Source organism: Sinisalibacter lacisalsi, from assembly GCF_014640115.1.
Classification (GTDB): Bacteria; Pseudomonadota; Alphaproteobacteria; order Rhodobacterales; family Rhodobacteraceae; genus Sinisalibacter; species Sinisalibacter lacisalsi.
The window spans coordinates 320,747-345,326 of the sequence record NZ_BMGI01000006.1 but is presented as its reverse complement, the minus strand read 5'-3'; the positions used below and the strand labels follow the sequence as shown (position 1 = coordinate 345,326).

Below are 24,580 nucleotides of genomic sequence, written 5' to 3'. Positions count from 1 at the left end.
CCCGGAGTTCCAAATGCTTGCTGCCAACACCTTCCGCACCGTGATTGCCATTGCGCTTGCTGCCGCGATCGGGGGGTTTGCCCCTCAGTCTTCCGCGATGGCGCAATCCGCGGCGGTTCCGGATATCTCCGAGGCAGCCGCGGCCGACCTGACCGGGTTCCGCTCGGCCCAGTTCGGCATGGATGAGGAGGCGGTGATCGAGGCGATCAAGGCCGATTTCGGGCTTGAGGACGACGAGATCAACGTCGGGGTGAACACGGTCGAACGGACCCGGGTGATCACCATCTCGGTGCCCGATATTCTGCCGGAAGGTGGCAGGGCGCAGGTTTCCTACATCTTCGGATACAAGAGCAAGGCGCTGATCCAGGTCGGCATTCTCTGGGCGCCGGCCACCGACGAGACGATCACCGACGAGATACTTTTCGCGAACGGCGATCTGCTGCGCTCCTACTTCGCATCGGCGGGCTACCAGCCGGACACGATCACCCGCGACGTGGTGCTCGAGAACGGCATCCTGTTGTTCCGGGGCTCGGATGCGTCGGGCCACACCGCGATCCTGCTGCTTCAGGGTCGGTTTGAGGGCGAAGAGGGCGATCTGACGTTGCGCCCCGAAGCCCTCACGCTTCTCTACGCCGTAAATCCGGATAATCCGGATATCCTCACGATCACACCGGGAGATTTCTGATGGGCAAGCACAGTGGTCTCCTTCATGTCGAATACCTCCGACAGGAACGAGCGCGTCAGAAGCGCGCGTTCCTCAAGCAGTTCGTTCTGGGGGCGAGCCCTCTTGTCCTCGGCGCGCTGGTCAACGCCGGATTGCCGCAAACGGCGCAAGCCCAGGCGGTGAACCTCAACCCCTCGGTCAACAACATCATTGCCGACGGGCGAACGCGCACCAAGATCACCACTTCGGGCACGCATTCCCGGATCACCACCGATACCGTGTCCAACGGTGTCGGTTTCAACAGTTTTTCCGATTTCCAACAGGCCGCGGGCACACGGGTCGATCTCATGGTGCCCGATGCGGCGGGCAACCTGGTCAACATGGTCTCGAACGGGGCCGTGGTCATCAATGGCGAGTTGAACGCCTTCAAGGATGGCTCGATCGGCGGGAATATCTTCTTCTCCTCGCCCGACGGTTTCATCGTTGGCCAGAACGGGCGGGTCAACGTCGGCTCGCTGGCCGTGAACACCCCGACGCAGGCATTCCTCGACCGTGTCATCCGCTCCGACGGCAGCATCAATGATGCCGTGGCCAACCAGCTCATGCGCGGCGAAATCCCGGTGTCGCCGAATGGTCACATCGCGATCATGGGCGAGATCAACGCGAAAGGGTCGATCACCCTTCAGGGGCAGACTGTCTCCGTCACCGGCGACAGCGGGCCGGTGACCGGCGAAGACTTCGGCCATCGCACGATGTTCAATTCCACCGTCAACGCGCAGGGCATGGTCGAGGGCGGGGCCCTCGTTTCGTCCGGCGGGCGGATCTCGATCGTCGCCGCGGGCGGCTCCCGGATCAACGGCCGGGTGGACGCGAGCGCGCCGACAGCGGCCAGCAAGGGCGGCGAGGTCTCGATCACCGGTGGCGACATCGCCGTGGGCAGCGATGCAACCGTGTCCGCCGATGGCGACGCGGGCGGCGAGATCGTCGTCTTTGCCGATGGCACCCTCGTGGCTCAGGATGGCGCGACCTTCAGCGCCGCCGGCATCGGTGCGGGCGACGGCGGCTTCATCGAGCTTTCGGGCCGTGACGCGCATATCGGCTCGGTGAACATCGACCTTTCCTCGGTTTCGGGCCGCGCGGGCACCTTCCTGATTGATCCGTTCGATCTCGTCATTGCCGCTTCGACGAGCATTCTATCGGGCGGCGCAAACATTGAGCTTCTGGCCGACAATTCGATTACCATCGCCGGGGATGGCGTGCTGGATTCGCGGATGCTGGATGGGGCTGGGTTTTCTTCCGGAGATTCCGGCGATATCACGCTCGAAGCGCCCCAGATCACGCTGGAAGATGGCTCAAAGGTTCTCGCCGGGGTCACCACCGGATTGGGTTTCACCGGCGGCGACGTAGTGTTTGACGCGGTCCGCACAGAAGGCGGAACGGCGCAGATCACCATCGGCGGCGGCGGCGCATCGGGCCCGGAACTGACCGGGCGCAACATCACGCTGACGGCCAGCTCGACCGTGGACCAAAGCAACCCGCTTTTGGCGATTCCGACCGCCACGGCGAAGATCACCGCAAACAGCGGCACGATCGACGCCTCGGGCACCTTCACCGCCACGGCCACCGCCACCGGTGGTGGAGGGGCCTTCCTTCTGCCGCTCGGCGTGGTCGTGACCAACGTGACCTCCGAAGTCGACATCAAGGGCAGCACCGATCTGACCGCGGCCGCGGTCGATGTCGACGCAACCTCGTCGGTTTCCTCGATGATCCTGACCCAATCGCTCGCCCCGGTCGATTCCTCGGCCGACGGCGCGGTTGCGGTGTCGACCATCAACAGCACGGCGATCGCCCGCGTCGGCGGTGCGGCCACGCTCGACGTGGCCGGCGCCACCGACCTCAACGCCAGCAACACCGTGACATCCACCTCGGATGCGACCCCGCAGGCCGCTGCCTTCGGCGCGAGCGTGGGCGTCAGCGTCATCAACGCCATCACCACCGCCGAAATCGCCGACGCAGCGGCGGTGAGCACCGGCACGCTGGGCATGGACGCCACGACCAGCACCGAGACGACCGTGAAAGCGGTGGCCGGTGCGGGCGGGGCGACCGAGCCTTCGCCGGGCAGCCAGGCCACCACCTACCTGACCGATGCCAAATACGGCGGACAGGCCACGACCTCCGACGGGGGCGTTTCGGTCGCCGGCGCCCTGGCGATCTCCGATCTGACCTCGACGACGAATGCGCGCATCAACTCGAGCGCGGCCACGACCGTGACCGGCGCGCTCAGCGTTTCGACGAGTTCCGGCAACAAGGCCGACGTGATCGCCGATGGAACGGCCGTGACCTCCGATACGGGGGTTGGCGTCGCGCTCGGGATCAACATCGCCAAGGTTGTGAATGACGCGGTGATCTCCAGCGCGGTCAACGCCGGCAGCGCGGCGCTCTCCGCCGCGCGCCCGACCGACGGGAACGCGTTCACCACGTCGGCGACCTCGGGTGCGGGCGCCGCGAACGTGGGGCTCGCCGGCTCCTTCGCGCTCAACCTCGTCGACACGCAATCCATCGCCCGCCTCGCCGGGTCGTCCGTTGTGACGATCGCCGGTTCGGGCGCGGTTTCGCTCAGTTCCGACAACGCGACCGAGTCCAGCGCCAAGGCGCTTCCGTCCAGCACCGGCGCGACCGGCGACACCGTCGGCGTCGGGGCAGGCATTGCCATGAACATCGTCGCCAACCGCTCCTACGCGGATGTGGCGGACGACGCGGTTGTGACGGACGCGGGCGATCTGACGCTCTCGGCTGCGGCGACGCATGTTGCGGAGACGGAGGCGGAAGCGGGTTCTTCCGGCGGCATCTCGCTGACCCCTGCGCTGGCGCTTTCGCTGATCACCAACACCACCACGGCGCGGCTTGGCACCGGCGGCACGCAGGAAGTGACCGGCGCGGTTTCGGTCTCGGCGGCGCAGCACTCGACGATCACCACCGAAGCCTCCGGCAAGGCCGCCGGATCGAAGGCGGCGATCGGGGCATCGCTGGCGCTGGCGCTGGTCGATGACCGCGTGCTGGCCACCACGGCGCGCAACGTTGACGCCGACGGCGCGGTCAGCTTCTCGGCGGCGGGCGCCTCGCTTTCGACGCTGGAGGCGGAAGCCTCGGCGGTGGGCGCGGCCCCGGCGGAGGACGACGGCACGGCCTCGGATGGCGGTGACGTGGATACCACGACGACGCAATCGCTGGAGTCCGGCTCAAGCAAGCAGAAGGCCGCGGGCGTCGGTGATTCCGAACAGCAGGGCGCGACCGATACGGCGGTTAACGACGAGGACAGCAAGGACAGCCGGTCGGCGGAGACTTCTGAAGGCAAGGTTTCGGTCGCCGCGGCGGTCGGGATCAACGTGCAGACTTCCTCGGTGAAGGCGGAGATTCCGGACAACATCACGATCTCAGCGGGCGGCGTTCTGAAGCTGGCGGCGATCAACAATACCGATGGCAAGATCGAGGCGGTCGGCGACGCCGTCGGCAAACCCGATGCGGCGGGCGAGACCCCGCCGCCCTCGCAGGTGGGCATCGGCGCCGCCGTCGCGGTGAACGTGGTCAAGGTGCGCAACGATGCGACCCTGGGCGATGCAGCGCATAGCACGGGCGGAGTCACTCTTTCGGCGTCCAAGCTTGACGTGGCGGATTTCATGGCGAACCCGGCATCGACCGCGACGCGCGGCGACGTTTTCCTTGCCAAGGCCTCATCCGGCGCAGGCGCATCCAAGGTGGGCGTCGCCGGTTCGGTGGCGCTGAACCTCATCGACACCCAATCGGTGGCCCGGATTTCGGGCGGCGCGACGGTCACGCTGACGGGCGGGGGCAATGTATCGCTGACGACCGACAACCAGACCGAGGCGACCGCGGAGGCCCTGCCGGTTGGCGGCGGAGCCAGCGGCGCGACCGTCGGGGTCGGCGCCTCGGTGGCGCTGAACATCCTGGCGAACCGGTCGGTGGCCGAGGTTGCGGACGGCGCGGTGGTGACCGACGCGGGCGATCTGACGCTCTCGGCTGCGGCCACGCATGTGGCGGAGACGAAGGCGGAAGCGGGCTCTTCGGGTGGCATTTCCGTCACCCCTGCGCTGGCGCTTTCGCTGATCACCAACACCACCACGGCGCGGCTTGGCACCGGCGGCACGCAGGAAGTGACCGGCGCGGTTTCGGTCTCGGCGGCGCAGCACTCGACGATCACCACCGAAGCCTCCGGCAAGGCCGCCGGAACGAAGGCGGCGATCGGCGCGTCTCTCGCGCTCGCCATCATCGACGACCGCGCCCTGGCCACCACGGCGCGCAACATCGACGCGGACGGGGCGGTTTCGTTCAATGCTAGCGGTGTGTCGTCCTCAACCCTGACGGCGGTCGCAAGCGCGGCAGGTGCGAAGGATGCCGAGGACGAAGACGCGGCGCTGGATAGTGACGGCGAAAGCGTTGACAAGACAGCGAACAAGGAATTCGAGGCGGGCGCTGGCAAGCAGTCAACCGCGGGTGTCGGCGATGTCGATCAGCAGGGCGCGACCAATACGGCGGTTACCGACAAGGACAGCAAGGACAGCCGCTCGGCGAAGACCTCCGAAGGCAAGGTGGCCGTGGCCGCCGCGGTCGCGATCAACGTGCAGAAACAGACGGTCGAGGCGGTTGTGCCCGACGGCGTCGATATCACCGCCGGGGGCTCGATCACCGTTGCTTCGGGCGCCACGACGGGTGGCGAGGCGACCTCCGACGGCCAGGCCGTCAAGGGCGAGGATGGCGGCACATCGCAGGTTGGCATCGGCGTCGCCGTTTCGGTCAACGTGGTGCAGGAAACCAATACCGCCTATCTCGGGTCCGGCACCCATGCCGGCGCCGGCGTCAACGTGCGTGCCCTGCAGGCGACGGGCGCGGCGACCGACACCTTCCTTACCTCGGCCACCTCGGGCGCCGGTGGCTCCAAGGTCGGGATCGCGGGTTCGGTTGCACTCAACATCGTCACGCTCGACACCACGGCGCGGATTTCCGGCGGTGCGTCGGTTGCCGCGGGTGCGGGGGTTTCGACCATCGAGGCGGGCAACGCGGTGTCTGCCACCGCCACGGCGGAACCCTCGGATGAAGGCGGGGCGGCCGGTGGCAAGGTCGGCGTCGGGGCATCCTTTGCGATGAACCTGCTCACCACCACCACCACGGCGGAACTGCAGGACGGCGCGACCATGACCGGCGGCGCCGGGCTGTCGGTCAGCGCGACTTCGGGCCTGGATACGACCACCGAAGCCTCGGCCGGCGCGGCCGGCGGGATCGCGGTCGACGCCTCGGTGGCGCTGGCGCTGCTGAACCAGACGACGATTGCCCGGATCGGCACCGGCAACGATCTCACCATGGGGGCGGGCGCGCTCAGCGTGATCGCCACGAACACGGGAACCAACACGGCGACATCGACCGGCGAGAACAAGTCCGACAAGGTCGGCGTTGGCGCTTCCGCCTCGGTCATCCTCGGCAACGGCGCTTCGGGCGGGGCACTGAACAACACCTCGCTGACCTCCGCGGTGCTGGCACGTTCGGCCACGGCAGGGGCGGTGACGATCGAAGCCTCGGCGAATCGGACCTATGACGCACACGCAACGGCCACGGCGGGCGGCGGCGTTTTCTCCTCGTCCGACGATAAGAAGCAAAACGACAAGACCGACGGCACTTCGACCACCGCGGATTCGCTCGACAAGACCAAAGACAGCCAGCGCGACGAGAACGGCAACAAACCTTCCGGCGCGAAGACGATCACCATCGCGGCGGCGGCCGGGATCGCGGCGGCTCAGGACGTGGTGACAGCCAAGCTCGAAGGCGTGACGATCAATGCCTCTGGCGCGGTCAGTGTGACCGCCACAAACGAGGTCGGCATGGCGACCTCGGGCATCGGCTTGGCGTCGGACCCGAAGAGCAAGGTGGGCATCGGCGTTGGCGTTGGCCTTGCCATTCTGAACAACACCACCTCGGCGATCATTGCCGATTCTGCCGAGATTAACACCGATGCGGCCGGTCTCACGGTTGCCGCCACGTCGCGCGAGAACGCGGAAGGCGACTATCTCTCCAAGCTGAGCGCCCTGGGTATCGCCGGGGCTTCCGGCAAGCAGGTTTCGGTTGCCGGGTCGCTCGCGGTTGCGATTTCGACCGGCACGACCGAGGCGAAGATCGGTGACGACGTCGAGGTTACCGATGGCGGCGCGATGGCGGTGACGGTCGACAATAAAAGCCACCTCTCTGCCAAGGCGCTCGCCGGGTCGCTTTCGACCGGCGGGACAGCCGTGGGCGGGTCAATCGCTGTCGTGGTGTCGGAGAAGGAATACGAGGCCAGCGTCGGGGCGGATTCCGCCCTGACCGGCAGCGCTCTCTCGGTCACGGCGATCAATAGCCAGATCGACGACCCCCTTACCGGGCTTACAGATGAAAAGCTGACCAGCCTTGACAATCTCGATGCTTTCGCGGGTTCGCTGGCCGACCTTGCCACCGGAAAACTGCTGGGAAATTCAAACTACTACGTCGAGGCGATCGGCGGGGCCGGCGGCTCCGGCTTGGCGGTTCAGGGCTCCTTCGGCGTCATGGTGTTCTCCGACACGCTGACCGCTTCGGTCGGGTCGAACGCCGACGTGGACGTGGGCACGGGGGCTGTGACGCTGTCGGCCGGCGGTGATTTCGTCGCCAAATCGCTTTCCGGCGCGCTGTCGGCCAGCACGTCGAGTGCGGCGGTGGGCGTGTCTTCCACGGTTGTCGTGAGCGACGGTACCACGACGAGCTCGCTTGGCGAAAACTCCCAGATCACCTCGGCGGGTTCCTTCTCGAACACGGCGTCGGCGAAGCAGGATATCCGCAGCTATGCGGCCTCGGCTTCGGCGGCCTCTTCGGCGGGCGTTTCGGGCGTTGCCGGCGTGGTCACCTCCGAGAACCGGGTCGAGGCGCTGATGGCGCGTGGCGCGGAAGTCACGATTTCCGGCGCGGGCGCGGTGTCGCTCGGTGCGACGAACGATTTCGACATCTTCGGGTTGGCGGCCGGCGTTGGCGTTGGAAGCTCGGCGGGGATCGGGGCGGCAGCGACGGTTGTCGTGGTCAACAACATCACGCGCGCGGCACTGGCCGATGGGACTTCATCGACGGATCGCGCCGAGATCAACACGGGTGGTGCTGTCTCGATCACCGCGACGGCGACGGAAGACGGCGATCTGTTCAGCGTTGCGGGCGCTGCGGGCTCCTCCGGCGTTGGTGCCGGGGCCGGGATCTACGTGCTCGGAACCACCACCGAAGCCCTGGTTGGGGATTACGCCAAGGTTGGAAATGCGTATGACAGCGGTTCGCTGGAAATCAGCGCCTCCGACACTTCGACCTTGTTCGCGGCTTCCGGGGCTGCCGGGGTCGGCGGCACGGCTGGTGTTGGTGCGGGCGTTGCGGTCGGGGTTCTGACCAAGACCACGACCGCCGAGATCGGTGCCTCGGCGCGGGTCGCATCGGGCAATGTTGTCGTTGACGCGCAAAGCTGGGAAACGCTGACCAACATCACCGCCGGTGTCGGCGTTGGCGGCAAGGCCGGTCTGGCCGGGGCCGTCACGGTGCTTTCCGTGACGCCGACGACAACCGCTCGGATCGGGCAACTGGCAGAGGTTCATGCCAATGGCAACGTTGCCGTGCTGGCCGATGGAAAAACCGTAATCGACATGCTCGACGGTGCTTTCGGCGGAAGCGGGGCCGCGGGGGTTGGTGCCTCGGTCGGGGTGACCGTGATCGATGCGACGACCATCGCCACCGTCGATGCGAACGCCGAAGTCACCGCGCTCGGGAACGGTGGAGATCAGGAATATACCACCGGCTATACGCCGAGTTTCTCGACCTATGGCGACGACGAGGGCTTCACCTCCGCCGAATTCGACGACGACCCCGACGAAGGCGCGACAAGTGAACTAACCGATGCGAGTGCGGCGACGGCGCGGGCAACCGGCCTCGACCTCCTCGCCAAGAAGCGCACGTCGACGCCAACCACGGCAACGGCACGCGGCGTCATCGTCAACGCATCCGACAAGGCGTCGGTGCGGTCGCTTTCCGTAGCCGGGTCGGCCGGGGCCGTTGGCGTTTCGATTTCCGCCGGGCTTCCGGTCATCACCACCAACACCAAGGCTGAAATCGCCGCCGGTGCAAAGATCAACCAGATCACGGGCACGGGCACGCCCGCGACCGCGCAGGATGTGACCGTCGCGGCGGCCAGCGACATCTACGCGCTCGGTTTCTCGGGCGCGGTCGCTGGGGGCGGGGTTGCCGTAGGCGCCGGTTTCAGCGTCATGGTGATCGACGCAACGACCGAGGCGCTTGTCGGGGCAGGCACGATGTCGGCCAACGGCGATGTCGCGGTTACGGCGCGGTCGACGCAGGATATCGTCGGTGTCGGGGTTGCCGGGGCCGCTGCCGGTTCCGACGCCATTGCCGGCGGTATCTCGGTGTTCGATGTGACCACCAAGACCAGGGCTCAGCTTGCCGGAACCGTGACGGCGCAAGGCGATGTCGACGTGATCGCTGACGACAAGACGCGCACCAGCGTTCTGGCCGGGGCGCTCGCGATTGGCGGCTCGACGGGTGTTGGCGGCGCGATCAGCGTGGTCAACCTCAACAAGGAAATCGACGCGGCCATCGCGTCCGGTGCGACGGTGACGGCCTTCGGGCAACGCGGCAATCACACGATCTTCACGGGTGACGACTTCAGCGATGAGCGCACGGATTCGCGCGGCGTCAACGTTCAGTCCAACTCGTTGCAATCCGGGTTCACCCTCGCGGCCGCCGGTGCGGCGGCGGGCAATGTCGGGGTCGCGGGCGTTCTCACGCTCTATCTGATGAGTGTGACCAACACCGCCTCGATCGGGAACGATGCCTCGATCAACACGGCGACCGGCACGGACAACAACGCAGCGCAGGATGTCGTGGTGACGGCCCGCGACGAAACCGTGACCTCGGTTGCTGCCGGTGGCGTGGCTGCCGGTGCGCTTGGCGGGGTTGCCGGCGTGGTCGATGTGGGCGTGTTCAAGAACACCGCCGCGGCCTCGATCGGCAACAACGTGACCCTCAACGCCGAGCGCGATGTGCGCGTTTCTGGCCTGTCGAACAAGGCAGGCGAAGCCTATGTCATGGGCGCGGGCGGCGGGATCGTCGGCCTGGCGGCTGGCATCGCGATCTACAATTACGGTGATGGCGTGGCCCCGAACGGCGAGGCCGACAAGAACATCGGCGATGCGAGCGACGACGGGACGCTGAGCTTCGCCAGCATCACCAGAGAAGCGCAGGCGCAGGCGAAAGACGGGACGGCGAATGACCAGCTCGCCGCCTCCGACGATACCCGCATCAGCGGCGTGAGCGCGGCCGCGCAGAACAAGCGCAATCAGATCGACGTGGTCGGGGCGACCGATACACTTTCCGCCCCTGCGGGCACGTCGGCGACCATCGGCAGCGGCACGATCGACGCGGGCGGTACGGTTAGCGTGAAGAGCTCGGACGGGCTGAACGTGAAGATGACCACCGGCGCGGTGGCGGCCGGAGGGTTTGCCGGTGGCGCCGGGATCGGGGTTCTGACGGTCGACACCGGCAGCACCGCAAAGATCGACGGAACCGGCACCATGGAGGCGGGCGCCGTCAACGTGAACGCTCTGACTGATCACACGTTATACGGCCTGCATTTTGCGGGTGCCGGCGGTCTGGCCGCGGCGGTCAGCGCCGATGTCGGCATCCACACCGACAATTCGCGCACCACGGCGGCGATCCGGGGCAAGGAAATCACGACCGGCGGCGCGGTGGCGGTGAATGCAGACTCCACCCGCGACCTGACGGTTGATGCCATCGGCGGATCGTTCGGGGGAGTCGCGGTCGGCGCCTCGGTCGGTGAAGCAACGGTTGGCGGGGCTGTATCGGCCTCGATTTCCGACGACGCGACGATTGGCAGCAACACCGGGCGCGCGGCATCGGTCTCGGTCACCGCTTCCGCGACGTCGACTGCCGACACGGAAGCTTACGCCGTCGGCGGCGGCATCGGCGCCGCCCTGCAGGGGGCCGGGTCCATCGCGACCGTGAAGCCCTCGGTTACCGCTTCAGTGGATTCGGCCCGGATCTATTCGTCGGGCCTGACGGAAGTGAACGCGACGGCGACCGGGTCGGTCGATACCGAAGCCGTGGGCATCGCGGTTGCGGGCGGTCTCGCGGCCGGTGCATCGGCGGCAGAATCCGAGGTGGCCTCGGAGGTTTCGACGACGGTTGCGAACGGATCCGTGATCGATGCAGGCAGCATCACAATCGGCACCTCTGCTGGTACCGGCGGGGTCAATTCCAAGGCCATCGGCGCGGCGGGCGCGCTAGTCGGGCTGAACGCCACGGTCACGAAATCGCTGAACTCGACCAACGCGATCACCTCCGTGACCGGGTCGACGCTGCGTTCGCCCGGCGGCACCACCACCGTGTCGGCGTCGAACACGACGAACCAGTATGCCAATGGCTCCGGCCTGGCCGTGGGCTTCGTGGCCGCCGGTTTCAATATCTCCGAGGCAAGATCGGACACCACCACCAGCGCCACCCTGAGCAACCTCGCGCTCTTGACGGCGGACACGCTGAATGTGACCGCAACCGGCACGGACAACAACAATGCCGTCACGGTTGCGGGCAGCGGCGGTGTTGTCGCCGGGTCTGCGGCGACCTCGAAAACCTCGACCCGGAGCACGACCCGGGCCGCGGCCGATACCACCGGTGCGGCAGGCTACGGGGTGATCGTGGGCCGCGATGCGAACATCTCGGCCCAGCACACCACCAACTTCGGCGGTTCGGTCGACAGCACGCAGGCCTCGCTCGTCGGGGCGAGCGGCGCGACGCTTGACCATTTCGTCAGCAGCGACGTCGACGCCGAGATCGGCGACCAGGTGCAACTGTCCGCAGCCAATCTCACGCTGTCGGCGCGCAACATCACCAGCAACCCGTTCCTTGCAGGCGGGGCGAACAACGTGAAGTCGATCTCCGGCGGGCTTGCCAACGTGCCCGCGGGCGGGGCGACCGTGACGATCATTCACAATACGGCAGCGAACGTCGGGGCAAACGCTGCCGTGCGGCTGCACCAGCCGGGCACTGGCCCCTCGCTCTACAAGCAGGAGGCCTATAACGATATCTCCTCGGCGCAGAAGGTGAACCTCGACAGCGGTGGCGCCATCGCGCTGGCGGATGCCGTGATCAATTCGGGCATCACCGCCAATGCAACCGCCTCGGTCGGCTCGGAAGCCGACGTCGAGGTCGATTACGGCGATATCCAGATCGCGGCATGGGGTGAAGCCGACATCGACATGCGTGCATCCGCGACCACCTACGGCCTCGCGGGCGCGCCCTCGGGCGATGCCAACATCACCTACACCGGCGCAAACACCGTCACCGTCGGCAATGATGCGCTGGTTCAGGCGACCGATGGCGACAACCCGACCAACGGCGACATGCCGCGCTATGCGACGGTCTATATCGGTGCGGGCACCGGCCCGGCAGGCCAGACCGCCAGACTGGGTTTCAACGCCATCGTCGATCTGTTCAACAAGACGGCGATTCCGATCCCGTCCGCCCCGAACCCGACCGTGACCGTCACGAATTCGGGCATCATCACCGTGGGCACCACGGATTCGGATAACATGAACACCGATCCGCAGGGCGTGCGCGCGGCGGGCGATATCCACCTCGCGGTGAGCCGGGGCGAGATCGACGCCCGCGCGGTGGGCACCGGCAAAGACATCTATCGCGAGGAACTTGCCAAGGCGGCCTCGGCGGTGTCCAACGCCTTTGGCGGAGGCGACGTGACGTTCGACTACCACGGCGGATCGACCAACACCGGCGGCGGCGTCGCCCGGGTCGATGTCGAAGGCCGGGTGGAAACCGGCATTCAGCGCCACAAGCTGCTGACGCTTGATCTGAAATGCGAAGCGGGCCTCAAGAGTTGCATCGACACCAACTCGGGCGACAATATCGAATTCGACCTCGACGGCCCGTTCGACGTTGGCACGAACATCCTCGAACGCGTTGCCGAGCTTGAGCAGCTTATCAAGGATTACGATACCGATCCGATCGCCAAGGCGGCCTATCAGAACGAGATCAACTTCCTACACAACAAACTCGTTGGGCTGGGCCTCGGCTCGTTCGACGCAGATGGCAAATTCGAGCCGGGGACCTATGCCGGGCCTTCGCCGAAGGCACTGGCGCTGGAGCAAGTCGCCGGCTTCACCGGCGATATCGAAATCGTGGAGTCCGATCTTGCCATCAAGACCAGTCTCGCGGAGGCGGTCGGTCTGGGTGACACCATCCAAGGCTATGTGGATGTTTACGAAACTGCCACCAATGGTCTGATTGCGACGGTCGATGCGACCATCACATCCATCGAGGCAAGCGCGCCATATGATTCCGATAGCCATGGCAGCTATGTAACGGCTGCTCAGAACGCGCGGGACGCCGGCAAACAGGCAGCGGCTGACGCCAAGACGGCCCAAGATGACATCAATACCCTGCGGGGTGAAATCGCCCAGAAAACGCAGGAGATCGAGGAGGCTCGGGATCTGCTCACTACTGCTTTGGTCGATAATGATACTGTTCTTCGGGACGAGCAGAATGGCATTATCGACGAAGCGCAGACCGCGATCGCAACCAAACTGACGGATATTGAAGGGCATGTCGCGACGCTCAAGACGAAATCGGAGCAGGCAAAGAACCACGCCGCGACGGCGAAGACGAAGCTGGATCAGCTTCTCGATGCACTCTATGTGCCGGTGCCGGATGAGGATGATGATAACTATGATACCGCAATCGATACCAACGACCAGGTTGATGCGCTCAAGTCTTCGCTGACATCCGAGAGCGGCAGCCTCACCAAGGTTGCGTATTCCGCCAGCTACCTTGCGGACGAATATAATGGGGTCAACGACGAAATTGACGGAGAGACCGTGGTTGTAACCATCGGCGTCAAGAACGTGGCCGATGACCTGACCGCCGACATCGGAACCCTTAAGGCCCTTCCGTCCGAGGACGGAACGATTGGCGGCAATAACAATAACTCGCTGAGCCAGTTCGTCGGCCTTCTCAAGGATCTGACCACTTATCTTGCGGATGCAACCAGAACGGCAGCAACGGCGTCCAATTCCTCCGGCACCCCACGGGCCTACAACATCGAGATCGCCGATACGGTGGCACGGTTGGGCAATATCTTCGTCACCGGGGATCAGCTCCGCACCAGCGGCGCGGGCCAGCTCCTGGCGCCCGGCGACGCCAAGATCCAGATCACCAACACCACGCATCACACGCTGGAACTCGGCAACCTGATCGTGCCGACCTATGATGCGGGCAACCTGCGGTTCAATGGCGTGCTGGTGCACAGCGGGGCCGATATCACCTCGCTGAACGCAGGCGGCGTCCCTTCCGGCTTCAACACCATCGACAATGTCGTGACCTCGCGCACCTCGAGCCGCGGCCTTGTCGAGATCCTCTCGACCTATACGCCCGAGTCCATCACCGACGTCGATGATCGCAAGATCGCGCCCGACATCATCCTCAAGCGCGGCTCGGTGATCGAAAACACCAATGGCGCGGTGCGGATCATCTCCGAGGCCGGCAACATCTATATCCGCGGCCAGATCAACGCCGGTTCGGTCGAGATCCTCGCCAAGGACGGTGACTTCGTCGCCAGCTACGTGAACGGGTTCAACCATATCGGCGGCGATCCGGCGAGCTTCGAACATCCCGAGGATCTGGAACAGGGGCCGGGGATCACCGCCAATGGCGCGATCTCGATCTCGGCGCGCTATCTCAACATCAACTCGACGATCCAGTCGGGCATCGCCGAATGGAACCTGACGCTGAACAGCAACCCGACGCTGACCGCGAGCGCATCGGCGATCGGTGTCGACCCTGAAGATGAAGCTCTTGTTGATAAGACGGAGGTGGAAAACAGCGCCGGGCAGATGATCAAGATCAACCGCGCGCCGCCGGGCGTCGACGAGGAAGAACTGGCGCTCGTGGTCGAGCAGTACAAGGAGGAGGTGCTCGTTGACCCGAACGCCAACCCGGTGCGCACGATCACGATCAACGATGTGCCGACGCAGGTGAACATCAAGGATTACCTCTCCGACGAGATCAAGATCCGGCTTGAGTTCACCAAGGAGCAGGCGGATGCTTTCGCTGCCGCAACCCTTACGAGCGACGGCATCTTCTCGGTCGTCAACGACTCGACGACCGACAATATCGGTGCTTCCTACGACGCCAGGGAAAAGCAGTATTTCGTGAACGGGGCTTCGGTGAAGGGCGGCTATATTCAGCTCTTCGGCCAGATCATGAACACCGCCTCCTCGACCGCCGTCGGCAAGCTGAACGTGCTCGACGGGTTCGGCACGATCAACATCCACAACGCCTCCAACATCCCGGTGGTGCTGCGCAACCTGAGCGCGGGCGAAGACCCGACCGGCACCCTGCGCGGCGTTGAAGGCAAGATCGAGATCACCGACGTGGTCGGCCTGACCACCACGGATCCCTACAGCCCGAAAAACCCGCTCATCAACGTCCGCAAGACCGTGTTCACCCGCGACTACGTGCCGGGCGATGACTCGGGTTCGGTGAAGATCGAGACGCGGACAGGCACCATCGTCAACGAGACGGGCGAACTGAACCTCGGCGGCGTGACCGAGACGACAGGATCGGACCGCAGCACGATCTACACGCCCGGCACCACCAACCAGCGCTACGTCTGGACAACCGGCGAAGAGTTCAAGAGCACGTCGAATTACAAGCAGACCTCGACGGAGCTGTTCGGTTCGTCGTCGCTGACGGTTGATCGGATTTGGGATCTCACCAAAGTTGGCACGCCTCTGCTTCTGAGCACCTACCGCCTCGCCGATGGGACCTATGTCACGACTAACAAGACCATAAACGGTGGCGGTCTCGTCGAGGCGAACGGTGCATATTTCCAGGATCCGCCCGCGACCGAAAGCCTCAACTCGGGCCTGTCGGGCACCCCGCTGACCGAAGCCAACCAATCGACCTTCACCAAGAACGATTTCGTCAAGACCGGTGAAAGCTCGCGCAAGTGCAACTGGTGGACGCTCTGCATCGCATCGGAAAAGACGCGCTATTACGAGCTTCGGCAGGAATACACGACGATCATCACCGAGTCGCTCAAGGCCGACTACCCGATCGGCGTGAACTTCATCGGCTCCAACACCGGCGCGATCAACATCACCTCGGCCACCGAGGACGTGGTGCTGACGAGCAACCTCAATGCGGTTGCGGGCACCGTCACGATCAATGCCGGAACCACTGCAATCAGCGATGCCTCGATCATCCAGGGCACCCTTGCGGCGGAGATCAAGGCCAAAAACATCTCGCTGACCGCCGACGCCTCGGTTGGCGGCGTCACCGATCTGCGCAACACCGGGGCCCCGACGACGCCGGCGATGACGGTGAATCTCACCGGCACGCAAGCGGCGGGCTTCGGTGCGCTTTCGGCCAATGCCAAGGCGGGCAACGTGTCGATCATCTCGCGCGGCGATATCGTTGTCGATCAGGTCACGGCCTCGGGTCTTGTGGCCGATCGCAACGGCCGGGTTGATCTGTTCTCCTACGGCTCGATCGACGGCAAGGACCAGAACGCGCGCATCCAGGCGCCGCGTGTGTCTCTCAACTCGATGAGCGGATCGGTGGGCAACACCGCCGACAATTCGCTTCTGCGCGTTAACACCGGCTTCACCACCGACCCGGCCGATCGGCCGTTCGGCGATCCCGAGGTTGACCTGCCGGCGGCGGATGCCAATGCCAAGCTCGGGCTTTCGATCACGGCAGCGGGCGACATCGGCGTGCGCTCCGACGGCTGGGCGGGGAACACCGATGGCAATTCCCTCGTCGTCAAGGTGCAGACCACCGGCGGCGATGTGCGGCTCGCGGCCACCGGCCAGATCCTCGACAACAACCCGGTGCAATCCATCGACGAGCGCACCTACGACCAGCTTCTCGGCTTCTGGGAAAGCCTCGGCCTGCTGGCCGACGATCCGTCCCGCGGTGTGGATGGCTCCGTGAATGCGGCCAAGCAAGCCAATGCGATCTCGGCGTTCGAAGCCTCGACCACCCAGACCTACAACCAGTATTGGCGCATTCGCGGCGATGCTGCCTATGACCCGTCGGCCACTGTCGAGATCACCGACGACTCGGCGCAATACCGTGCGCTGGATGCCCAGTTCCGCGCCGAAGCCATCGAGGCCGGAGAAGCCGACGTGGACGCTTTCGTCGAGGACCGCATCGCGGATGTCGAGTTGCAGCAGACGACGGAATACCACCGCCTGCACGGCGTTGTCGGTGACCTGACCGCAAGCTACGACGCGGATTTCACCTACACGGCCACGGATGAGCAGAAGGCCGACCTGACGCGTGGATCGGTCTGGACCGAGCGTGAACTGGCGTTCTCGCTGGCGCCCGGTGCTCTGAAAACCGTGACCGGCACCAACCCGGTGCTGAAAGACCCGAACGTCTCGGGCCGCACGGTGACCATCGAGGCGGGCCTCGGGATCGGCGAGACGATCGGGGCAGGCACGACGGGCCCGCTTGGCGTCTCGATCCTCTCCAGCATGGACCCGCGCGATCTGACGCTCGATCAGAAAGTGGCGCTGGCCTCGGCTGAACGCAACGACCTGCAACTGACACTCGGCCCGGTCCATCTTCCGGCCGACGCAACCCCGGAGCAGATCGCGGCCTACGATGCCGCCAAGGGTAAGAACCTCCACCTCCCCGGCGCGCTCACCTCGCTCAACCTCGGGGCGGAGTTGTTGTCGGATAAGCAGCAAGCTGCCCTCGACGCGGCCGCCCTCGGGCTGGTGGCGCCGGAGCACACGCTGCTCACCGTGCTGAGCAAGCGCCCGCTGAACTTCAACGCGGTCACGGCGCTGAACATCGACGTTCCCGACGTGTCGGACGGATCGAACGCCGATATCGGCAGCGCGTTCCTCGCCTCGCGCGGCGCGGCGACGCTCGGGTCGATCAGCACCTATGGCGACACGCGCATCAAGGTGTTCGGAAATATCGCGAATGCCTCCAGCGGCATCGTGCAAACCGGCAACCTTATCCTCGAAGCCGCGCAAGGCAGCATCGGCACCACGATAACGCCGTTGAATCTCTCGCTGCGCGACGGCAGCACCACGACCGCGCGCGCACAGAACGGCGTTAACATCGCCTTCACAAACATCACCCTCAACGCGAGCGGGCTGATCGATACGGTCTACTCGCCCCAGGCCGTGAAACTGGTGGCGCAGGACTCGCTTCTGAACGCGCAGAACGACGAGTTGATCAACGTCCTCGGCGCGCAGGTCGAGCTTGAAGCCGTGACCGGCTCGATCGGCACGGTTGCCCGCAGCCTCAACGTGGGCGTCGGCCTTGGTGGCCAGATCACCGCGAAAGCGGCGCAGGAGATCAACCTCTTCGGCCCGGCGAACTCGCTCTTCATCATCGGTTCGGCCAAGGCCGGCAGCATCATCCGCCTTACGGCTGCGGGTGAAGGCGTGATCGACGGGTTAGTGAAAGCCCCGGGCGACATCACCATCGCGACCGGGGGCAGAACGCTCTTCACGGCACTTGGCGATGTGCACTCGACCGCCGGGCTTGTCGATATCAATTCGGCCTCACTGAAGATGCTCAATGGCGCCAAGATCCTGGCGAACGCGGGGCAGGTGACCATCGCGACGACGGGCGACGCCCTGGTGACCGGGATCACCTCGGAAATAGCGCTGGCCGACGCGGTTTCGGTTACCGCGGGAGGCCGGATCTTTGCCGGAACCTCCGATCCGCGCACCGATATCACCGCGATGTCGGTGGGGGCGGGCGTGTACCTGTCGGCTGGTCTCGGGATCGGCCACAAGACGCAAGCCAACACGTCGGCGCTCGACAACACCGTCACGGATGTTGCCAACCCGCTGCGCATCCGCACCCACACGCTCGAAGCAGAGGCGACCGATGGCGGGATCGCGCTTCACGCCCTCACAGCGATGGAGCTGACCAGCCTCACGGCACCGAACGGCACGATCGATGTGACCGGCGATGACGTTCTGACCGTGACCTCGGCACAAAGCGGCGGCAGCCAGAGCTTCACCGCCGAGGGCAACCTGACCTTCGTGAGCCTTGAAACGACCGGTATCCCGGCTGTGCCTGGGCCCGAAGATGCGGGCGACGTGACCCTCGTTTCCGTCACCGGAGACGTGGAGGGTGACCAGATCAACGCCAATGGATCGGCAGATCTGACCGGGAATGAGGTGGACTTCAACAGCATCACGACGGGGGCCGACACGAAGATCCTGGCCCGCACCGGCGCCGTGACTGGCGTGGATGTCGATGCAGGCGGATCGTCCGAGATCACCGGAACCGGGATCACGGTCACCAGGCTCAAGGCCGGGGTCGATTCTACCCTGACCGGGGGTACCGGGCCGGTGAATATTCTCACCAGCCTGAACGCTGGCGGAAACTCCACCATCACCGGCAACGGCGTCAAGTTCGACACGATCAAGGCCGGCCTCAACAGCGAGATCTATTCGACCGGCGATATCATCGGCGATCTCGAGGAAGCGGGCGAGACCATCATCAACATCGCGGGCTTCGGGCCGGGCAATTCCGGCATCCTCGACGTGAAGGTGATGCGCGCCAAGAACATCCACCTTCAGGCCACTGGAACGCTCGACGTGGGCACGCTCGAGGTTGCGCAGAACCTTTCGCTGCGCGCCGATATCATCCGCGCGCTGGATATCACGCAAGTGCCGAGCGGCCCCGATCCGCTGAATGTCACCCTGACCGGGCCGGATGGCACGGTGGCGACATTCGCGCAGGTGAACATCGACTCTCCCGCCGGGGTGGTTATGCCGCAGGTGTTCGTCTCCGAAACGCTGATGACGACGACGGCGCAATTCGTCGATGTCGTCAACGCGATCGTGCCGATCCAGGGCACGTCGCCGATGGCGGGGACGTTCCTGTTGACCACCCCGTCGCAGACGGTGTTCGTCGATGACCGGACGCAGACGCCGAAGACGAACCCGCCCAGCAACATCCAGATGTATCTGAATGGCAATCCCTTCACGATGACGCTCGACGGCATCGCGACATCGACGGACTCGTTCGTGGTGGTCTACGACGACACGGTCGAGCTCACGGATGTTCTGGGCCTGCCCTATGATGGTATCAGCCTGGTGCGCGATACGGTTCGCCAGATGTGGAACGCCGATGATCCGATCATCCTTCCGGGCTCCTTCGGGTCGTTCGGTCTCGGAAACGGCGAAGAGGACGACGACGATTTTGATCTTTCCCAGTTCGACGGGACACTGGTTGAAATCGACGGGATAGAATACAGTGTGGTCGTGCGAGGGAACGGCCCCGCTGTTCTGTTGCGGCAATGACAACTTCCAGCGGAACACCGCGGACCGGAAAAGACTTTGGGGCATTGATCATGGTGGACAAGATGGCACGACGAGCACTTCGGCAGGTGGCGACGACTGCCGTTCTCGCGCTTGGGATCAACGCCGTGTTGGACGCCAGACCGGTTCTGGCCCAGTCGGCCGACCTCGCGGCCACGATCGCCGCCGAGGCCGAGCGCCGGTTGGACGAAGAGGACGACGCGACCCGGGTTCGCCAGGAGGGGGATGCGGTCATCTCCGATCCCGTTGTCCGCCGCGAACTTCCGCCGCCGGGCGGACCGACCGTCTTGCTGACATCGGTTACCTTCACCCCGGGTTCGGCTTTTCTTTCGGAAGCCGAGCTTGACGCGATCAAGGCGCGTTATGTCGGCCGGCGGGTCGATTTCGCCGGCCTGTCGGAGCTGGTGCGGGATGTGAACGATCTCTATGCCGCCAAGGGAGTGGTGACCGCCGCGGCGATCCTGCCGCCACAGGACCTCGACAACGGCGAACTCGTCATCAACCTCGTCGAGGGCCAGTTGGGCGTTGTGGGCGTGGTCGGTGACCACCAGACCAGGACCGAATACATCACCGATCGGGTGCGCCTGACCCGCGGCACCACGGTGGATGTGCCCACCGCGGCGCGCGACATCAGTTTCTTCAACCAGACCAACCGGGCGCAACTGCGGCTCCTGCTGCAACCCGGCGCTGCCTTCGGGCTGACCGATCTGCTGTTCGGCGTGACGGAGCCGTCTCCGCGGAAGCTGCAGTTTTTCGTCGACAACGATGGCGTCTCCTCGACCGGCGCGGTGCGCGGCTCGGTGATGATCAGCCGCTATGGCTTCTTCGGTATCGACGATACCTTCCTGCTGTATGGCGAATTGTCGCAAGGGAGCCGGTCGGCCACCGCCCGCTTCGATTTCCCGATCACCCCGATCGGCACGCGGCTCGCGCTGAACGGGACCGTTTCGAGTTACGACGTGATCGCAGGGCCTTCGGTGGGGCTGGATCTGGAAGGCTGGTCGAGGTCAGGGTCCGCCACCTTGACCCAGCCGATCGTGGCGACTGACCGGTTCTTGCTCGAAGCGACGGCCTCGGCCTTTCAGGGGCTATCCGTCTCGACATCGGCGGGCACGCCGCTGGTTGACGCCAAGACCACGAAACTCGCGCCGGGCGTTTCGATCGGCTTCACCGGTGAGAACTGGACCTTCAACACCCAGGCGCAGGCGGTTTTCGCCACGGTCGAGGACAATATCGCCGCGACGAGCACCGACTACGTCATTGGAGCCGGGTCTTTCGACGGCGCCTATCGGTTCAACGACAGCCTGACCCTGATCGGGCGCGGCGGATGGCAGACAAGCGCGGTGCCGCTCCTGCCCGGCAACCTTTTGTTCCAGATCGGCGGGCCGTCGACGGTGCGGGGCTATCCTACCGAAGGCGTTGCCGGTGGCAGCGGTTATTTCGCCAACCTGGAACTGCACAAGACCTTCAAGAAACAGGATGTTTCGATCGACGGCTTCGTCTTTGCCGACGTTGGCGAGGTTTTCTCGACCTTCCCGGCCAGAACCACGATGGCGTCGTCGGGGCTTGGCGCGGCCTTCGATTTCAACAACGGGTTCCGGCTCGAGGCGGCCGTGGCCGTGCCGTTGATCAATGCGGTGCCAAACCAGTCGCGGGCGACCCTGTCAGTGGCGCTGTCCTACGCCGCTTTCTAGTGGTCGCGCGCGTTCAGAACAGGCGACCGGATTCCTGATCCAGCGACGGCTCGATCGAGCCGCAATTATACGCTCAGCGATTGTCTCCGCGCAGTGCGAGGCGGGTGATCTCGGTGAAATACTGCGCGCCGAGGGGAAGGATGCTGTCGTTGAACCGGTAGTGCGGGCTGTGTAGGTTGCGCCCGCCGTCCGCCGGGCCGTTGCCGATCCAGACATAGGCCCCGGGCATCTGTTCCAGCATGAAAGAAAAATCTTCCGAGGCCATGCTTGGCGCGAGGCCCGACTGAACCGCATCGGCACCGACGATTTCCCGCGCTGCGCTTTCGGCAAGGCGAGCGGCGGCGGGATCGTTGATCGTCGAGGGATAGCGCCGTTCGAAAGTGAACTCCGAGGTGGCATGGAAGGCTTCGGCGACGTGGCGCGCGCGGTGAGACATCTCGGCTTCGAGGAAATCGCGTGTTTCGGGGCGGAAGGACCGGACGGTTCCCTTCAGCTCGATCGATTCCGGAATGACGTTCAGCGTGTCGCCGGCGTGGATCTGGGTGATGCTGATCACCGCCGCGTCGGTGGGATCGACCGCGCGGCTCACAATGGTCTGCCACGCGAACTGGATCTGGGCGGAGATCGTGATCGGGTCGATCCCCTGGTGCGGCATGGCGCCGTGGGCGCCTTTTCCGACGAGGCGAAGGACGAAATTATCCATCGACGCCATCACCGGCCCGTCATGCACGGCGAAACTGCCTTCGGCGAGGCCCGGCCAGTTGTGCAGGGCAAAAACGAGGTCCACCGGGAAGCGCTCGAAAAGCCCGTCGCGGATCATCTCGCGCGCGCCGCCCTCGTTTTCTTCCGCTGGCTGGAAGATGAAGATCACGGTGCCGGGGCCGGGCGGGTTTTCCGACATATGCCGCGCCGCGCCGAGCAGCATGGTGGTATGGCCGTCATGCCCGCAGGCATGCATCTTGCCCGCCTTCGTGGACGCATAGGGAAGCCCGGTCAGCTCCTCGACATCCAGAGCGTCGATATCGGCGCGCAGGCCGATGGTGCGGCCCGGGCCATTGCGCAGAAGCGCCACAACCCCGGTGCCGGCGATCCCGGTATGCACCTCCAGCCCCATCGCACGAAGCTCACGGGCGATGAAGGCGGCCGTTTCATGCTCTTCAAAGGCGGTTTCGGGATTGGCATGCAGGTGATGGCGCCAATCCACCAACTGGCCTTCCAGTTCCCGGATATGAGGGGAAATCTTCATCGCCATCACTCCAGAAGCCAAAGCGCGCCGGCCACGCCGAGGGCCACGCCGACCCCGAGCCAGGCGAGGCGGTCGATCAGTGGAATGTGCCGCGCCGCGAATGAAGGGGTGGAAGGGCCGCCTTGGTGTTGCTCCGCAAGTGGCGGCGGCCCTTCCGTTGCCTGCGCTCCGGTTCCCATCAGAGCGTCGGCAAAGCGTGCAAAGAAGTCATCGGCCATTTTCCGGGCCACGCCCTGGATCAGCCGCGAGCCGACGCTCGCGAGCTTGCCGCCGATTTCAACGTCTGCTTCGTAGCGCAACCGGGTCTGGTCGCCCTCGGGCGAAAGCGCGATGCGGGCCTCGCCCTTGGCAAATCCCGCCGGGCCACCCTGGCCGCGCCCGCGCAGCGTGAATGCGAGCGGAGGCTCGGGATTGACGATCTCGACCTTGCCCTTGAAGGTTGCCGAAACCGGGCCGACGCGGGCAACGATCGTGGCGGTGAACTCGGACTCGCCGGTGCGCTCCATCGCGGTGCAGCCGGGGATCGACCGGCGCAGGATGTCGGGGTCGTTGAGCCCGTCCCAGACCCGCTCGGGCGTTGCGGGAACAAGATTTTCGCCTGCGAATTGCATCAGTTCGCACCCCTCGCGCCATCGCGCGCGTCGTAGAGGCGAAAGAGCGCCTGCGTGCCCTCCTCGCCATATCCCTCGTCGACAAGGCGCTGGTAGAGCCGCCGGGCGAGTTCGAGGCCCGGCAGATCGAGCCCCATGCGCTCGGCTTCTGAGAGCGCGATCCCCATGTCCTTGACAAAGTGGTGCACGAAAAAGCCCGGCGCATAATCACGCGCGGACATCTTCGGCCCGAGGCCGCCAAGAAGGAAGCTCGATGCGGCGCCGGAGCCGACCACTTCGATCACCTGCGCAAGGTCCAGTCCGGCGGCCTCGGCATAGGCGAGGCTCTCGCTCACGGCGAGCATCGTCGAGGCGATGGCGATCTGGTTGGCCATCTTGGTGTGCTGGCCCGCGCCGGCCCCGCCCATCAGGGCGATCCGTTCACCCATCGTCTCGAACACCGGCAGGGCGCGCCCGAAGGCGGCAGCGCTGCCGCCGACCATGATCGCCAGTTTGCCCGCCCTGGCGCCGACATCGCCGCCGGAAACAGGGGCGTCGAGCGTCTCGATCCCGGCTTTCGCGGCTTCCACGGCAATGCGCCGGGCGAGATCCGGGCTCGAGGTTGTCATGTCGATCAGCAGCGCGCCCTCACGCGCCCGTGCGATCAGGCCGTCCGGGCCGAAATAGAGCCCCTCGACGTCGGCGGGGTAGCCGACGATGGTGATCACCACATCGCAGGCCGCCGCGAGGTCGCCCGGCGTCTTCGCCAGAACCGCGCCGCGGGCGACGAGGTCATCGGCCTTGGCGGCAGTGCGGTTGAACACGTGTAGCGGGTAGCCCGCATCGAGGATGTGCCCGGCCATGCTGCGTCCCATGATGCCGAGGCCGATGAAGCCGATCGTCGCTTTGGTGCCTTCGTTGGTCATGGT

At 65.2% G+C, this 24,580-nt stretch carries 6 protein-coding genes; 3 read left to right on the top strand and 3 right to left on the bottom strand.

Features of this window, described 5'->3' with window-relative positions:
* Positions 1–97 precede the first annotated feature (97 nt).
* The 3 genes from IEW01_RS17405 (at position 98) to IEW01_RS17395 (ending at position 21,815) form a co-directional block, all read left to right on the top strand.
* The gene (locus tag IEW01_RS17405; RefSeq protein WP_229738337.1) at positions 98–685 is read left to right on the top strand and encodes a hypothetical protein; all 588 of its coding nucleotides are present in this window, start codon (positions 98–100) and stop codon (positions 683–685) included.
* Positions 685–20,103, top strand: coding sequence for a leukotoxin LktA family filamentous adhesin (locus IEW01_RS17400; RefSeq protein ID WP_188530209.1), 19,419 nt, complete (start codon positions 685–687; stop codon positions 20,101–20,103). The genes IEW01_RS17405 and IEW01_RS17400 overlap by 1 nt, the downstream gene beginning before the upstream one ends.
* A gap of 62 nt (positions 20,104–20,165) precedes the next feature.
* Entirely contained in the window at positions 20,166–21,815 is a 1,650-nt protein-coding gene (locus tag IEW01_RS17395; protein WP_188530207.1) for a ShlB/FhaC/HecB family hemolysin secretion/activation protein, read from the top strand.
* A gap of 73 nt (positions 21,816–21,888) precedes the next feature.
* Here IEW01_RS17395 and IEW01_RS17390 read toward each other — a convergent pair whose 3' ends face one another.
* The 3 genes from IEW01_RS17390 to IEW01_RS17380 are packed head-to-tail and all read right to left on the bottom strand — an operon-like array spanning position 21,889 to position 24,577.
* Entirely contained in the window at positions 21,889–23,061 is a 1,173-nt protein-coding gene (locus tag IEW01_RS17390; protein WP_188530206.1) for a M20 aminoacylase family protein, read from the bottom strand.
* Between the two features lie 5 nt (positions 23,062–23,066).
* Complete coding sequence (locus IEW01_RS17385) at positions 23,067–23,672, bottom strand: SRPBCC family protein (RefSeq protein ID WP_188530204.1); 606 nt, start codon at positions 23,670–23,672, stop codon at positions 23,067–23,069.
* Complete coding sequence (locus tag IEW01_RS17380; RefSeq protein ID WP_188530202.1) at positions 23,672–24,577, bottom strand: NAD(P)-dependent oxidoreductase; 906 nt, start codon at positions 24,575–24,577, stop codon at positions 23,672–23,674. Before IEW01_RS17380 ends, IEW01_RS17385 begins: the two co-directional genes overlap by 1 nt.
* Between the last annotated feature and the right edge of the window lie 3 nt (positions 24,578–24,580).

Coding starts and splice junctions, on each gene's coding strand:
- IEW01_RS17405 (WP_229738337.1), top strand. CDS start 98: ATGGCGCAATCCGCGGCGGTTCCGGATATCTCCGAGGCAGCCGCGGCC.
- IEW01_RS17400 (WP_188530209.1), top strand. CDS start 685: ATGGGCAAGCACAGTGGTCTCCTTCATGTCGAATACCTCCGACAGGAA.
- IEW01_RS17395 (WP_188530207.1), top strand. CDS start 20,166: ATGGCACGACGAGCACTTCGGCAGGTGGCGACGACTGCCGTTCTCGCG.
- IEW01_RS17390 (WP_188530206.1), bottom strand. CDS start 23,061: ATGAAGATTTCCCCTCATATCCGGGAACTGGAAGGCCAGTTGGTGGAT.
- IEW01_RS17385 (WP_188530204.1), bottom strand. CDS start 23,672: ATGCAATTCGCAGGCGAAAATCTTGTTCCCGCAACGCCCGAGCGGGTC.
- IEW01_RS17380 (WP_188530202.1), bottom strand. CDS start 24,577: ATGACCAACGAAGGCACCAAAGCGACGATCGGCTTCATCGGCCTCGGC.